The organism is Azonexus sp. (assembly GCF_049652925.1).
GTDB lineage: Bacteria > Pseudomonadota > Gammaproteobacteria > Burkholderiales > Rhodocyclaceae > Azonexus.
Genome location: NZ_JBASFI010000005.1, coordinates 155,819 through 171,001, shown reverse-complemented (window position 1 = coordinate 171,001; position 15,183 = coordinate 155,819). Strand labels below are relative to the sequence as shown.

Below are 15,183 nucleotides of genomic sequence, written 5' to 3'. Positions count from 1 at the left end.
TCGCGAGAGATCATGAACGCGGCAACGGAATTTGATTTGGGCCCGCTGACGTGGGTCAAGGGCGAAATTGACCTGGCCTTGCAACGCGCCGAGCAGGCGCTCGACGAATACGTTGCGAGTGCCGACCGGACGCAGCTCAAGTTCTGCCGGACCCATGTTCACCAGGTGCATGGCGCGCTGGCCATGGTTGGTCTGGATGGTGTAACGCTGCTAACGGAGGCGACCGAGGCCTTGCTCGCCGGCATGGAAGAAGAGCGACTGCCTTCCGGAGATGCTGCTGTCGCCGTTCTGCGCCAGACACTGAGCGCCTTGCGCCAGTATCTTGATGACCTGATGGCGGGTGAACCCAACCATCCGCTCGTTCTCCTGCCTGTCTATCAGGCTCTGGAGACAGCCCGCGGCCTGCCCGGCGCTCATCCATGCGACTTGTTTTATCCCGATCTTTCGCGTCGTCCGCCAAAGCGCGAGACGGAAGCGCCTGTGCTGGATGCTGATGAACTGTTGCGCACCCTCAAGGTCAAGCGCATGCAGTTCCAGAAGGGGCTGCTGCGCTGGTTGAAAGACCCGGCTGACGCCGAAACCGGTCGCCGCATGATGCGCGAAGCCATCGCCGAAATCGAGGCGGTTCAACCAACGCCGGCCGCTCGTTCGTTCTGGTGGATTTCACTCGGGGTGCTTGAAGCGCTGGCTGATCCGGTACTCGGCGCCGATCCGTCGTCGCGCCAGCTTTGTTCCCGTATCGATGCCCAGATCCGGCGTCTGGTCGGCGGGTCGAACAATGTCGCCGAGCGTGTTCTGCGCGAGTCGCTCTATTACATCGCCCAGGCGCCGGCCGATCTGAATCCGGGCATTGCCGATGTGCAGTCGGTATTTGGTCTGGCTGATTTGCTGCCGAGCCCGGCGACGCAAGCGGCGCCACTGCCGCATCATGGTGAGTTGCGCAAGTTGCGCGAGGCGCTGACGGCAGTTGAAGAATTATGGAGCCGGTTTTGTACCGGCAACACGGGCAGCTTGGCCGGATTTGTCGAAAATGCGCGTAACTGCGCCCAGCTGACCGAGGAAATTGGACAGACCGATCTCAAGCGTCTTGGCCAGGGCCTCGGTGCTGTTGCCAACTGGTTGTCGGAAGATTCGTCACGCTTCAATGATGCGGTGGCGATGGAAGTGGCGACCACCATCCTGCTGCTCGAGAATGCGCAGGAGAATTTCCGACGTCTGGGTACCGATTTCGCCCAGCAAGTCGATCTCATGGTCGCCCGCCTCTACGCTTGCATCGCTGGCCGGCCAGCGGCTGACGAGGGAATTCCGCTGCTCGACGAGATGACTCGGCGGGCTCAGGAAAAGCTGCTGATTGGTCAGGTGGGTCGGGAAATCCAGAATAATCTGGCTCAGATCGAGCAGGCTCTCGACGGATTCTTCCGCGATCCGACCAAGGCACACGATCTCCTTCAGCTTGATAATCCGATCAAGCAGATCAGCGGAGCGCTGGCCATGCTTGGCCATTTTGGCGCGGTCAACAGTCTCAAGGAATGCGCGGCCACCATCCAGCAATTCGCGCAGCCTGATTATCAGCCGGCCAATGAGGATTTCGAGGCGGTTGCCGACCAGTTGTCGTTGCTGGGCTTCTTTGTTGACTCATTGCAAAACGGCGAAACCGATTTCGATGCCTTCGTTCGTCGCATGAATGGCGAGGTGTCGGATGAGCCGATGCCGGAGCCGGAGACCGCTTCGGCGCCGACTGTCGAAGCGCTTCTGGTCCAGCAGGCGCGGGACATGCAGGTTCTTGCCGACGCGCTCAAGGAGGCTCCGGAAGACGCTCGTCTGCAGGATGAGCTCAAGCAAAATCTGCAGGACATCCAGAAGGATGCTGACCTTGTCGCCAACCGCGAACTGGGCGAATCGGCCAAGGTTGCGCTGGCTGCCTTGCAGTCAGGCGTCGAGGTCGATGCTGCCTTGTCCGGGCTCAAACCGCTGGCGCCTGAAGCTCCGGCGCCTTCTGCCGAAACGCTGCAATTGGCCGAGTCAAGCCACGAAGAAATCGATGCCGAACTGCTGTCGATCTTCCTTGAGGAAGCCAACGAAGTCCTGGCCTCTATCGCTGACCAGAAGGCCTTGCTGGCGGCCGCCCCGGATAACGTCGAGGCGTTGACTACGGTTCGGCGCTCGATGCATACGCTGAAGGGTAGCGGTCGGATGGTCGGCCTCAAGGATCTTGGCGAGGCGGCGTGGGAGTTCGAACAGACCCTGAACCTATGGTTACGTCAGGACACGGCAGTAACGCCGGATCTCCAGCGCATGATCGAGGAAGCTCATGCCTTGTTTGCGGAATGGGTTGTATATCTCGAGTCCGGCCAGGGGCGAGCCCCCGATCCCACCGCCTTGGTTGCGCTTGCTGCACGGCTGCGCGGCGTTGAAGTTCCTGTCGCTCAACCGATTGAGGCCGCGCCGGTAGCGGTTGACGAGCCAGTCATTCTCATTGAAGAGCCAGCCGAGCTGCTGGCGCCCGAACTGCCCGAAGAAACGTTGGAGCCGGTCGAAGAAGTGTTTGAATTGGCGGAAGTGCCGCCCGAAGTTGTTGAAGTGGCGCTCCCTGAGATCGAAGAGGCGCTTCCGGCTGTCGAAGAGCCGTCTGCGCTGTTTGAAGAGCCGCCTGCCTTTGCCGGTGAACTTCTGGAGATCGAAACGCCCGCCGAAATCGTCGCCCAGCCAGCTCAGGACGTCGAAGAAATAGAAGCGCTGGCGTTGCCGGAAGAACTGGTCGAGCCGGAAGAGGCTATGCTGCGGTCAACGCCGGAAAACGAGGAAATTCCGCTTGTTTCGCCGGAGCCAGTCAGCGAGTCGCCAACGCTTTACGACATATTCCGCGAAGAAGCGCGGGGTCATTTGCAGACGCTGGTGGACAGTTATGCGGTGATCGACGCCGATCCATCGGCCCCGACCACCTTCGAAATGACCAGAGCTGCGCATACCCTTGGTGGTATTGCGGCAACGGTTGGCCTGATGCCGCTTAACCGGCTGGCTGTGGCGCTTGAGCATGCCTTATTGCGGCGCGATGGCTCGGGGCAGGCGGAAAGTATCGAGGGCATTGAAACAGTTCGCCAGGCCATCATCACGCTGGAAGAAATGTTTGCTGGCCTCGCCTTGCAGCGTTCGCCGGATGAGCAGACGCAGTTGATCGTGGCACTGGAAGATGTTTTCCACGCGGCATTGCCTGGCGAGGAAGCGGTGCAGCCCGGTGCCGAGGTCGTTGAACTGCCCGGCCAGGCGGCAGAAGCACCCGAATTTGTTGCCGAGGTGCTTCATGCAGCACCGGCACCGGCCTTGCCACTGCTCAACGACGAGCTCGACGAACAACTGCTGCCGATCTTCCTGGAGGAGGCCGTTGATCTGACGCGTGACCTGACTACCCAGGTCCGTGCCTGGCGCAGCGATCTGGCCGGGGACGCGGCGCCGCATGCGATTGCCCGCCTGCTGCATACCTTCAAAGGCAGCGCGCGCATGGCCGGGGCGATGAATCTCGGCGAAGCGACGCATCAGCTTGAGGCGCGGGTTGAAGAGGCCCTGCGCGCCGGTCATGTGACGCCGGCATTCATCGACGAACTTGAAAACGGATGCGATGCGCTGGACCAGGTTGTCGAGCGCCTGCGGGTCGGTCCTCAGGAGCCTGTCGCTCCGGAAAGCCAGGAAACGGCTGCTGAGATGCCGGCTGCCGCGGGTCAGTTGCCGCCGGTGGAAGCCGAAGCGGAGGCTGAGGCGGGCAGCCAGCGGGCGACGCTACGTGTCCGCGCCGATCTCATTGATCGTCTGGTTAGCGAGGCTGGCGAACTGTCGATTGCCCGTACCCGGATCGAAGGTGAAATGCGCAGCCTGAAGGGCTCGCTGCTCGAGTTGACGGAAAACGTCATCCGTTTGCGCCGCCAGTTGCGCGAAATCGAAATTCAGGCTGAATCGCAGATTCAGGCGCGTGTTGCCCAGACGCCGGACAGCGAGGTTGATTTCGACCCGCTGGAACTCGACCGTTTTACCCGCTTCCAGGAGCTGACACGCTTCATGGCCGAGTCGGTGAACGACGTGGCGACGGTTCAGCAAAGTCTGCTCAAGAACCTTGATGACGCCAACGCGGCGATTCTTGCCCAGTCCCGTCTCAACCGCAGCCTGCAGCAGGAGCTCATGGGCGTACGAATGGTGCCGTTCGCCAGCCAGACCGAGCGCCTGTACCGCATTGTCCGGCAGTCCGCCAAGGAAGTCGGCAAGCGGGCCAATCTTGATATCGTCGGCGGTCAGGTCGATATCGACCGTTCAGTGCTCGACAAGATGCTGGCGCCGATCGAACACATGCTGCGCAATGCCGTGACGCACGGCGTCGAGAGCCGCGAGGAGCGTCTTGCCGCCGGCAAGCCGGAGGCCGGTGAAATCGTCGTCAAGCTGTCGCAGGAAGGCAACGAAATCGTTCTGGCCATGAGCGATGACGGCAAGGGGCTTGATCTTGACCGCATCCGGGGGCGTGCCGAGGCCATGGGCCTGCTCCAGCCGGGCCAGGCGGCCGATGAAAAAACGCTGTACGACTTCATCTTCCAGCCCGGATTCTCGACGGCCGCCGAAGTGACCCAGCTTTCCGGCCGCGGTGTCGGCATGGACGTCGTGAAAACCGAGGTTGGCGAAATCGGCGGACGCATCGAAATCCAGTCGCAGCTCGGTCAGGGAACCACTTTCCGTCTCTACCTCCCGCTGACGCTGGCGGTGACGCAGACTTTGCTCGTTCGTGTCGGCACCCATCTCTATGCCGTGCCATCGACGATGATCGAGCAGGTCAAGGAAATGAAGGAAAAGGTACTGGCCTCCGTTCGCGAAAAAGGCGAGGTGGAGTGGCAGGGCATTCGCTACCCCTTCCACTTCCTGCCGCACCTGCTCGGCGATATGGAAGCCGTACCGGAAGCGCATCGTCAGTACTGGGTGCTGTTGTTGCGTTCCGGTTCGCAGCGGGTTGGCATTCTCGTCGATGAGCTCAAGGGCAACCAGGAAGTCGTCGTCAAGAATATCGGCGCCCAGCTCGCCCGCGTGGTCGGTATCGCCGGCGCTACGGTGCTTGGCGACGGCAAGGTCGTGCTGATCCTCAACCCGGTCGCGCTGGCCAGCCGGACAACGGTTTCCAGCGTCCATACCGCTGTGCCGTCGATGCTGCCGCCAGTCATGACGGAAGTGGCGCGCCTGCCGACCGTGATGGTGGTCGACGATTCGCTGACGGTGCGCAAGATCACCAGCCGACTGCTCATGCGCGAGGGCTATCAGGTGATTCTGGCCAAGGATGGTGTCGATGCGCTCGAGCAACTGGTCGAGGTGACACCGGATGTCATCCTGTCCGACATCGAAATGCCGCGCATGGATGGCTTCGATCTGGTCCGCAACCTGCGCGCCGACGCCCGTCTGCGCTCGCTACCGGTGGTCATGATCACCTCGCGGACGGCCGATAAGCACCGCAACTACGCGCTCGAAATCGGTGCTAACCACTATCTCGGCAAGCCGTACGACGAAGCCGAGTTGCTGGGCATCGTGGCCGGTTATTGCAAAAAATAGCCCGAATTTCCGGTTGACCGTGGCATTCCACGGTCAACCGGAAATAATGCCTAGTTTTTAAGTATGGCGTAGCGCGCCAAGGTTCTATCCCGGGCAGGAGCATGATCGACTATCGGTGCCGGGTAGTCCCGACCGATTACCACCCCAATGCTTTCCTGCTCGAGGCGCCCCATTTGCCACGGCGCGTGGATATATTCGTTGGCGACTTTGGCCAGTTCGGGCACGTAGCGGCGGATGAACTTGCCCTCCGGGTCAAAACGCTCGGACTGCGTCACCGGATTGAAAATGCGGAAATACGGTTGTGCATCACAGCCGGTCGAGGCTGCCCACTGCCAGCCGCCGTTGTTGGCCGAGAGGTCGAAATCGTTGAGCTGATCGGCAAAATAGCGCTCGCCGAGCCGCCAGTCGATGCCGAGATCCTTGCTCAGGAAGGAGGCGACGATCATGCGCAGCCGGTTGTGCATCCAGCCGCTGTGATTGAGTTGGCGAATGGCTGCGTCGACGAGCGGATAACCGGTGCGGCCTTCCTTCCATGCGGCCAGGCCATCCGGCCAGTTATCCCAGTGCACCGCATCGTAGGCCGGCTTGAAAGCCTGGCCGACGACGTGCGGAAAATGGTCGAGGATCATGAAATAGAAATCACGCCAGATCAGTTCGTTGAGCCAGGTGGTGTCCTTGGCGTTCAGCGCATTGCGGACCAGTTCGCGAATACCGATAGTGCCGAAGCGCAAATGCACCGACAGGTACGAAACCCCCTTGACCGCCGGGAAGTCGCGCAGCGCGCCGTAGCGTTCGATACGTCCCTGGCGGAACTCGTCCCACAAGGCGCGGGCACCCGACATGCCGGGGCGAATGCCCAAGGCCTCAAGATCGCTCATTTCGAAACCGATTTGAGCCAGCGTCGGGATGCCAGCCAACTCGCTGCCGGCTAGTTGCCCATGGCAAGTCCACTCGGCACAATCGGCTGCGGTCAATCGTTTCAACCAGGCGTTTTTGTAAGGCGTGAATACCGAGAACGGGTTGCCGGCCTGAGTCAGTACTTCGTTGCCATCGAAGACGGCCTGATCCTTGAATGCATCGAACTCGATGCCTTCAGACTTCAGTGATTCAGTGACGAGGGCGTCGCGCCGCTTGGCTGCGGGTTCGTAATCGCGGTTGGCAAACACCGCCGATACGCCGAGTTCTTTGGCCAACGCGGGGATTTCCTCGGTTGCCCGGCCGTGACGGACGATCAGTCCGCCACCCTTGGCGTGCAGGGCGGCATCGAGTTCGACCAGCGATTCGCGAATGAAATGAACGCGCCGGTCACATCGGGCGGGCAGTGCATCGAGAATTTCAGAGTCGAAAACAAAGGCGCAATAAACCTGTTGCGCCCCGGCCAGTGCCGCGCTCAGGGCGGCGTGGTCATGGTCGCGCAGGTCACGGCGAAACCAGACAAGGGCTTTTTCTTTTTTCATGGTTGGTTTGTACCCTCCCGGCGATTAAAATTCCAGTCATGGACAACGTCAACCTGACCGACAACTTCCTCATCGCCATGCCGACGCTGGAAGACCCGTATTTCTCGAACGCCCTGATCTACATTTGCGAACACAATGAGAACGGGGCGCTGGGGATCATCGTCAATCGCCCGATTGACATGAATCTGGCCGGTCTGTTCGACAAAATCGACATCAAGCTGGCGGCGGAAAATCTCGCCAACCTGCCGGTCTATTTCGGCGGCCCGGTCCAGCTTGACCGCGGTTTCGTCCTGCACCGTCCGATTGGCAAATGGCAGTCCACGCTGGCCGTCAATGGCGAGGTCGGCCTGACCAGTTCGCGCGATGTGCTCAATTCAGTGGGCAGCGAAGGCCTGCCAGCCGAAATCATCGTCACGCTGGGTTACTCAGGCTGGGATGCCGGGCAGCTTGAAGACGAGCTGGCCCAGAACTCCTGGCTGACCGTGCCGGCCAAAGCTGAAATCCTCTTCGACCTGCCGCCCGAAGAGCGCCTGCCAGCGGCCATGCAAAAGCTGGGCATCAGCTTCACGCAGCTTTCCGACGTGGCAGGACACGCATGAGCCGGTCAGCTCGTTGATGGGCACCGTCCTCGCGTTCGACTTCGGTGAAAAGCGCATCGGCGTCGCCACCGGCGAAACCATGCTCGGTACAGCCCACCCGCTGACCACCATCCACGCCGAATCGAACGACGACCGATTTGCCGCCATCGGCAAACTGGTCGCCGAATGGCAGCCGGTGCAGCTGGTTGTCGGTCTGCCAATGCACGCCGACGGTACGCCACATGAAATGACCCGGCTGGCCACCAAGTTCGCCGAGCGCCTCAAGCGTCGCTACAACCTGCCGGTCGGCTTTGCCGACGAACGGCTGACTTCGGTCGATGCCGAATCCCGCCTGCGCGAAACTGGCCACAACAGCAAATCCGCCAAGCCGCTGCTTGATGCCGTGGCAGCCCAACTGATCCTTGAAACCTGGTTCGAAAGCCCGCACCATGTCACCCCATCCTGAAGTATTACCCGATGCCGAGGCGCAGTGTCGCCAACTAGCCGATCTGATTCGTCCGCAACTTTCCCGCAAGCCGGCGCTGGTCGGCATCTACAGCGGCGGCGCCTGGATCGCCGAGCGCCTGCGCGAACTGCTCGATCTGCCGGAGGACATCGGCCTGATCGACGTTTCCTTCTATCGCGATGATTTCGCCGAAAAGGGTCTGCACCCGCAGGTCAAGCCGACGGTCATTCCCTTCGACGTTGAAGGCCGTCACCTGATCCTGGTCGATGACGTGCTCTACACCGGACGCACGACGCGGGCAGCGATCAACGAGCTGTTCGACTACGGTCGTCCGGCTTCCATCGAACTGGCCGTGCTGGCCGACCGCGGCGGCCGTGAGTTGCCGGTAGCCGCAGCCTACGGTGCCTGGGCGGTGGAATTGAACGATAACCAGAACCTCGTGCTGGGCAAGGCGAATGACGGTCGACTGGTGTGGAGGATGGAAAATGCATAACCCGCAGTTGAACAAGGAAGGCGAACTGACCCACCTGCTGTCGATCGAAGGCTTGCCGCAGCGCATCCTGACGCAGATTCTCGATACCGCCGCGTCCTTCATGGAAGTCTCGGCGCGCGATGTCAAGAAGGTGCCCTTGCTGCGTGGCAAGAGCGTCTTCAACCTGTTCTTCGAGAACTCGACCCGCACGCGAACGACCTTCGAGATTGCCGCCAAGCGCCTGAGCGCCGACGTCATCAACCTCGACATCAACAAGTCATCGACGGCCAAGGGCGAAACTCTGCTCGACACCATCGACAACCTCGTCGCCATGCACGCCAACCTGTTCGTCGTGCGCCACGCCTCGAGCGGCGCGCCCTACCTGATCGCCGAGCACCTGCAGCGCATCGGCCGCGACGACGTGCACGTGGTCAATGCCGGTGACGGTCGCCACGCCCACCCGACCCAGGGCCTGCTCGACATGTACACGATCCGCCACTACAAGAAGGATTTCACGCAACTGCGCGTCGCCATCGTCGGTGACATCCTGCACTCGCGTGTCGCCCGTTCCGATATTCACGCGCTGACCACGCTGGGCGTCCCGGAAGTCCGCGCCATCGGGCCGGAAACCCTGTTGCCCAAGCATCTCGACAAGCTCGGCGTGCACGTCTTCCACGACATGAATGAAGGGCTCAAGGATGTCGACGTCGTCATCATGCTGCGCCTGCAGAACGAGCGCATGACCGGCGCCCTGCTGCCTTCTGCCGGCGAATATTTCCGTCACTACGGTCTGACACCGCAGAAACTCGCGCTGGCCAAGCCGGACGCCATCGTCATGCACCCGGGGCCGATGAACCGCGGCGTCGAAATCCACTCGGCCGTGGCCGACGGTTCGCAGGCCGTGATCCTGCCGCAAGTCACTTTCGGTATCGCGGTCCGCATGGCCGTCATGAGCATCGTTGCGGGGAACTGATAAATGAACATCGAAATCAAGAACGGCCACGTAATTGACCCGAAAAATGGCGTCGACCGCAGCACTTCGCTCTACATCACCGCTGGCAAGGTGGCCGGGCTGGGCGACGCGCCCGCCGGTTTTGTCGCCGGCAGATGCATCGACGCCGCCGGTTGCGTCGTCTGCCCGGGACTGATTGACCTCGGCGCCCGCCTCAACTCCATCGAGGCCGAACTGGCCGCCGCCGTGGCTGGTGGCGTCACTTCGGTCGTCGTTCCGCCCGACGCCGATCCGCCGCTCGACGAGCCGGAACTGGCCGACCGTCTGGTCCATCGTGGCGCCGAAATCGGCAAGGCGCGTGTCCTGCCGCTGGGCGCCCTGACCCTCGGCCTCAATGGCGAGCGTCTGGCCGAACTGGCCGGCCTCAAGAAGGCCGGCTGCGTCGCCTTCTCGCAAGCCAACAAGCCGGTCACCGACACCGAGGCGCTGCTCCGCGCCATGGAATACGCCGCCACGTTCGGCTTCGCCATCTGGCTGCAGCCGCAGGATTACTGGCTGTCGCGCAATGGCATTGCCCACGAGGGCGAGGTTTCCAGCCGTCTCGGTCTGGCCGGCATTCCGGTCGCGGCCGAAACCATTGCCGTCGGCACCATCGTCCAGCTCGTGCGCGATACCGGCTGTCGCGTGCATCTGACCCGCCTTTCCTCGGCGGCCGGCGTGGCGCTGGTCCAGCGGGCGCAGCATGAAGGTCTGCCAATCACTTTCGACATCGGCGTTCATCACCTGCTGCTCACCGAAAACGACATCGGCTACTTCAACCCGCACGCCCGTTTCAGCCCGCCGCTGCGCGCCCAAAGCGACCGTCAGGCGCTGTCGAATGCGGCCGCTGCTGGTCTGGCCGTCATCTGTTCAGACCACACGCCGGTCGGCGCAGATGACAAGTTGCTGCCCTTTGGCGAAGCCAAGCCGGGGGCGACCGGGCTTGAAGTGTTGTTGCCGCTCACCCTGAAGTGGGCAGAGACGGCCGGCGTAAGCCTGTCCGATGCGCTGGCCCGCATCACCTCGGCGCCGGCTGCCGTCCTCGGTCTGCCCAGTGGCCAACTGGGCGTCGGCGCAGCGGCCGACATCTGCATCTTCGACCCGGAAGCGACCTGGCAACTGACCTCGGACGCCCTCAAGAGCCGTGGCAAGAATTCGCCATGGACCGGTTACATGATGACCGGCAAGGTGAAATCCACGCTGGTTGGTGGGCGCGTCGTTTATCAGGCTTGAGGCGTTTTCAGCACTGATTTGCCTCCCCGTCTGAGCTGTAGATTCATGGTTTAATCGTCGCATGGATCCACAGCTCACGACGGCCACCCAGCGCATCATCAAAATCCGGCGCGACTACAACACCTGGGTTGCCAACGAAACCCTGGAAGACTATGCGCTGCGTTTCACGCCGCGCAGTTTTCGCAAATGGTCAGAGTTGCGCGTCGCCAACACGGCCTTTGGAGCAGCCTCCTTTCTGGTCCTCGAAGCGGTCGGCGCGACCATGCTCGTCCAGGCTGGTTTTCTCAACGCTTTCTGGGCGATCCTCGCCACCGGCCTGATCATCTTCCTGATCGGCTTGCCGATCAGCGTCATGGCCGCCCGCCACGGGCTGGACATGGACCTGCTGACGCGCGGCGCCGGCTTCGGCTACATCGGCTCGACGATCACCTCGCTGATCTACGCCAGTTTCACCTTCATTTTCTTCGCCCTCGAAGCGGCGATCATGGCCTACGCGCTCGAACTCGCCTTCAAGATACCGCCGGTCTGGGGCTATCTGATCTGCGCGCTGGTCGTCATTCCGCTGGTTACCCACGGTGTCACGGCAATCAGCAAACTCCAAGCGTGGACCCAGCCGCTGTGGATTTTCCTGCTCGTCCTGCCTTACGCCTTCCTCTTCCTTGAAGACCCGCAGGCGCTGTCCGGCATTTGGCAATACGGTGGCGAACGGGGCGGCGAGTTGGGCGGAAATTCCAGTTTCAATCCGCATCTGTTTGCGGCGGCGCTGACGGTCGGCATCGCGCTGGTCACGCAGATGGCCGAGCAGGTCGATTACCTGCGTTTCATGCCGGAAAAAACGCCGGCCAACAACCGTCGCTGGTGGCTCGCCGTCATCATCGGCGGGCCGGGCTGGGTGGTTCCTGGCGTCCTCAAGATGCTCGGCGGGGCGCTGCTCGCCTGGCTCGTCTTGCGCAACGGCATCCCCGCCGAGAAGGCCGTCGACCCGAACCAGATGTACCTGATCGGCTTCTCGCACGTCTTCGACAACACGACCTTGGCCATCGCCGCGACGGCGCTGTTCGTCGTCATTTCGCAGCTCAAGATCAATGTCACGAATGCTTATGCCGGTTCGCTGGCCTGGTCGAATTTCTTTTCCCGGCTGACGCACAGCCATCCCGGCCGCGTGGTCTGGGTGGTTTTCAACACGCTGATCGCGCTATTGCTCATGGAACTGGATGTCTTCCAGGCGCTTGGCCAGGTGCTTGGGCTCTACTCGAACATCGCCATTTCATGGATGGCCGCCGTGGTCGCCGACCTCGTCATCAACAAGCCGCTCGGCCTGTCGCCGCCGGGGCTGGAGTTCAAGCGGAGCCATCTTTACGACATCAATCCGGTCGGCGTTGGCGCCATGGCCATCGCCTCGGCGCTGTCGGTCGGCACCTTCGTCGGGTTGTTTGGCGAGGCGTTGCAGCCCTATGCGCCCTTCGTCGCGCTGGTCGCAGCCTTTCTCGTTTCGCCACTGATCGCATGGGGAACGGGCGGTCGCTACTACCTGGTCCGCCCGAAAGAGATTCCCACGGTCAACCGGAAAAAATGCTCAATTTGCGAACGTGACTACGAGAGCGAGGACATGGCTTACTGCCCCGCCTATCAGGGGGCGATCTGCTCGCTGTGCTGCACGCTCGACGCCCGTTGCCACGACCTGTGCAAACCGCAAGCCAGCCTTGGCGCGCAATGGAACGCCGTGTTGCGGCGCATCCTGCCTAGGGCCGCGCTGCCCTATCTCGAAACCGGGCTCGGCCACTACCTGCTGCTGATGACGGGCATCGTGCCGATTCTGGCGCTCATCCTCGGCGTGCTCTACACCCACGAACTACTCGCGCTCGGCGCGCCGGACTCAGCCGTCATTGCCCGCCTGCAGGACAGTTTCATCAAGACCTTCGCCGCGCTGCTCATGCTCAGTGGCGTCATCGCCTGGTGGATGGTGCTGACCCAGGAAAGCCGGCGCGTCGCGCAGGAGGAGTCCAACCGCCAGACGCAGCTGCTAATGCAGGAAATCGAATCGCACCAGCGCACCGACGAGGCGCTGCAAAAAGCTCGGGTAGTCGCCGAGCAGGCCAATCAGGCCAAGAGCCGTTACATCACGGCGATCAGCCACGAACTCCGCACGCCGCTCAACAGCATCCTCGGCTACGCCCAGATTCTCGCCGCCGACGAGGACGTGCCGCCCAACCGGGCGCAGGCCGTCAGCGTCATCCGCAAATCCGGCGACCACCTGCTATCGGTCATTGAAGGCACGCTCGACATCGCCCGCATCGAGGGAGGCAAACTGACCCTCGACGTCAAGGCCATGGATTTCCCGGAACTGATGCAGCAGATCGTCGGCATGTTCGAACTGCAGGCGCGCAACAAGGGTTTGTCTTTCGAGTTCCGCCCGGTCGGCGAACTGCCGGTCGTCGTCCGTGCCGATGAAAAACGCTTGCGCCAGATTCTGATCAACGTATTGGGTAACGCCGTCAAATTCACCGTGCGCGGCGGCGTCACCTTCAGCGTCGAATGCCGGCGCGACATGGCGATTTTCGAAATCCGCGACACCGGCCCCGGCATCCCGGCTGCCGACATGGAACGCATCTTCGAGCCCTTCACGCGCGGCAGCAGCGCGCAGGCCGGCGGCAGCGGCGTCGGCCTGACCATCGCCCGCATGCTGACCGACCTCATGGGCGGCGAAATGCAGGTGTCGAGCACGCCGGGCGAAGGCACGCTGTTCCGCATCCGCCTCTTCCAGCCATCCGTGCACTCGGCGCAGGCAGCGAAGGAGTTGCCCAAACTCAACCGCATCGGCTACGTCGGCGTGCGCCGGCGAATCCTCGTCGTCGATAACGAAAAGGTCGACCGCGACCTGCTGCAAAACGTCCTCGAACCGCTTGGCTTCGTCGTCGAGCAGGCGGCCAGCGGCTACGAATGCCTCGCCGCCGTGCCGCGTTTCGCCCCGCACCTGATTTTCATGGACCTCGGCATGCCCGGCATCGACGGCTGGGAAACCATTCGCCGCCTGCGCCAGCAGGGCCACAACGAGGCCGCCATCGCCATCCTCTCGGCGAATGCCTACGACAAGGGGCTCGACAACGATGTCGGCGTGACGCCCGACGATTTCATCGTCAAGCCGCTCAAGGTCGACGAACTGCTCGCCTGGTTGGGCCGTAAGCTGGACCTCGAATGGGTGACGGCCGATGCGCCCGCCGCAGTGGCACAGCCCACGCCGGCCGAACCGCTCCCCCTGCTGCCGCCTGGTGAAACCGAAATGGCCGCGCTCGACGAATTGATCACCCTCGGCTACCTGCGCGGCATCCTCAACAAACTCGCCGAAATCGAGCGGATGGATGCCAGTCACGCCGAATTCGTCCGCGTCCTGCGCGATCTTGCGCGACAATTCCAGTTCGATGCGATGAAGGAAATTATCAGGAAAATGCGCGATGCCGCCCGTTGATCGGACCATCTCCGACATCGTCCTGATCGTGGACGATGTGCCGGAAAACCTCTCCCTGCTGCACGATGCGCTCGACGAAGCCGGCTACACCGTGCTCGTCGCGACGCACGGCGAAGCGGCGCTGCAACGCGCCCGCCAGAGCCTGCCCGACGTCATCTTGCTTGATGCGCTGATGCCCGGCATGGATGGCTTCGAGGTCGCCCGCCGGTTGAAGGCCGACTTCTCCACCCAGCATATTCCCATCGTCTTCATGACCGGCCTGACCGAAACCGAGCACGTTGTCGCCGCCTTCGCCGCCGGCGGCGCCGATTACGTCACCAAGCCGATCCGCCCGGCCGAGGTGCTCGCCCGCATCGCCGCCCACATGGCCAACGCCCGGCAGATGAAGCAGGCGCGCAGCGCGCTCGACGCCTTCGGCCAAGCCACCGTCGCCGTGCGCGCGGCAGACAGCAAGGTCGTCTGGCAGACGCCACTGGCCCGCAGCCTGCTCAACGCTTACTTTGCCAACCCGGAAACCGTTGCCCCGGAAGAACTGCTGAGCTGGATCGCCGCCGCTCTGCGCGCCCGTGCCGACGGCCGTGATGCGCCGGCCCTGCTCATCGCCGAAGGCAACAAGCGCCTGCTCGCCTCCTTCCACGACCAGACCGGCGACGACGAATGGCTCGTCGTGCTGCGCGAGGAAAACGACGCCTCGGCGGTCGAATCGCTGATCGCCGCCTTCCGCCTGACCCAGCGCGAAGCCGAGGTGCTTTACTGGGTGGTGCAGGGAAAAACCAGCAACGATATCGGCGAAATCCTCGGCAACAGCCCGCGTACGGTCAACAAGCACCTCGAGCACGTCTTCGAGAAACTCGGCGTCGAAACTCGGACGGCGGCGGCCAATCTGGCGATGAGCAAGATGCGCGGCGCCTGAACCATTTCAATTTTGGCCGTTTTTTCGGGTTGA

At 62.3% G+C, this 15,183-nt stretch carries 9 protein-coding genes; 8 read left to right on the top strand and 1 reads right to left on the bottom strand.

The window, feature by feature from the left end:
• The first annotated feature begins 12 nt into the window (after positions 1-12).
• Complete coding sequence (locus WBK19_RS02435; RefSeq protein WP_511286621.1) at positions 13-5,574, top strand: hybrid sensor histidine kinase/response regulator; 5,562 nt, start codon at positions 13-15, stop codon at positions 5,572-5,574.
• Between the two features lie 50 nt (positions 5,575-5,624).
• Here the strand turns inward: WBK19_RS02435 and WBK19_RS02430 are convergent, their stop codons facing one another.
• Entirely contained in the window at positions 5,625-7,031 is a 1,407-nt protein-coding gene (locus WBK19_RS02430) for a cryptochrome/photolyase family protein (protein WP_511286619.1), read from the bottom strand.
• A gap of 38 nt (positions 7,032-7,069) precedes the next feature.
• Between WBK19_RS02430 and WBK19_RS02425 the strand changes: the two genes are divergently transcribed.
• The 7 genes from WBK19_RS02425 (at position 7,070) to WBK19_RS02395 (ending at position 15,150) form a co-directional block, all read left to right on the top strand.
• Positions 7,070-7,630 (top strand): YqgE/AlgH family protein, encoded by a 561-nt coding sequence (locus tag WBK19_RS02425; RefSeq protein ID WP_511286617.1) that lies wholly within the window; start codon positions 7,070-7,072, stop codon positions 7,628-7,630.
• Between the two features lie 16 nt (positions 7,631-7,646).
• Positions 7,647-8,075, top strand: a complete 429-nt coding sequence (gene ruvX / locus WBK19_RS02420) for a Holliday junction resolvase RuvX (RefSeq protein ID WP_511286616.1) — start codon at positions 7,647-7,649, stop codon at positions 8,073-8,075.
• On the top strand, positions 8,059-8,568 hold the full coding sequence (gene pyrR, locus WBK19_RS02415) for a bifunctional pyr operon transcriptional regulator/uracil phosphoribosyltransferase PyrR (protein ID WP_511286614.1): 510 nt from the start codon (positions 8,059-8,061) through the stop codon (positions 8,566-8,568). The genes ruvX and pyrR overlap by 17 nt, the downstream gene beginning before the upstream one ends.
• Positions 8,561-9,520: an aspartate carbamoyltransferase catalytic subunit gene (locus WBK19_RS02410; protein WP_511286612.1), complete on the top strand. Its 960-nt coding sequence runs from the start codon at positions 8,561-8,563 to the stop codon at positions 9,518-9,520. The genes pyrR and WBK19_RS02410 overlap by 8 nt, the downstream gene beginning before the upstream one ends.
• A 3-nt stretch (positions 9,521-9,523) precedes the next feature.
• A complete protein-coding gene (locus WBK19_RS02405; RefSeq protein WP_511286610.1) occupies positions 9,524-10,771 on the top strand; it encodes a dihydroorotase in 1,248 nt (415 codons plus the stop codon).
• Between the two features lie 61 nt (positions 10,772-10,832).
• Entirely contained in the window at positions 10,833-14,237 is a 3,405-nt protein-coding gene (locus WBK19_RS02400; RefSeq protein ID WP_511286608.1) for a hybrid sensor histidine kinase/response regulator, read from the top strand.
• Positions 14,224-15,150 (top strand): response regulator, encoded by a 927-nt coding sequence (locus tag WBK19_RS02395; RefSeq protein ID WP_511286606.1) that lies wholly within the window; start codon positions 14,224-14,226, stop codon positions 15,148-15,150. The genes WBK19_RS02400 and WBK19_RS02395 overlap by 14 nt, the downstream gene beginning before the upstream one ends.
• Positions 15,151-15,183 lie beyond the last annotated feature (33 nt).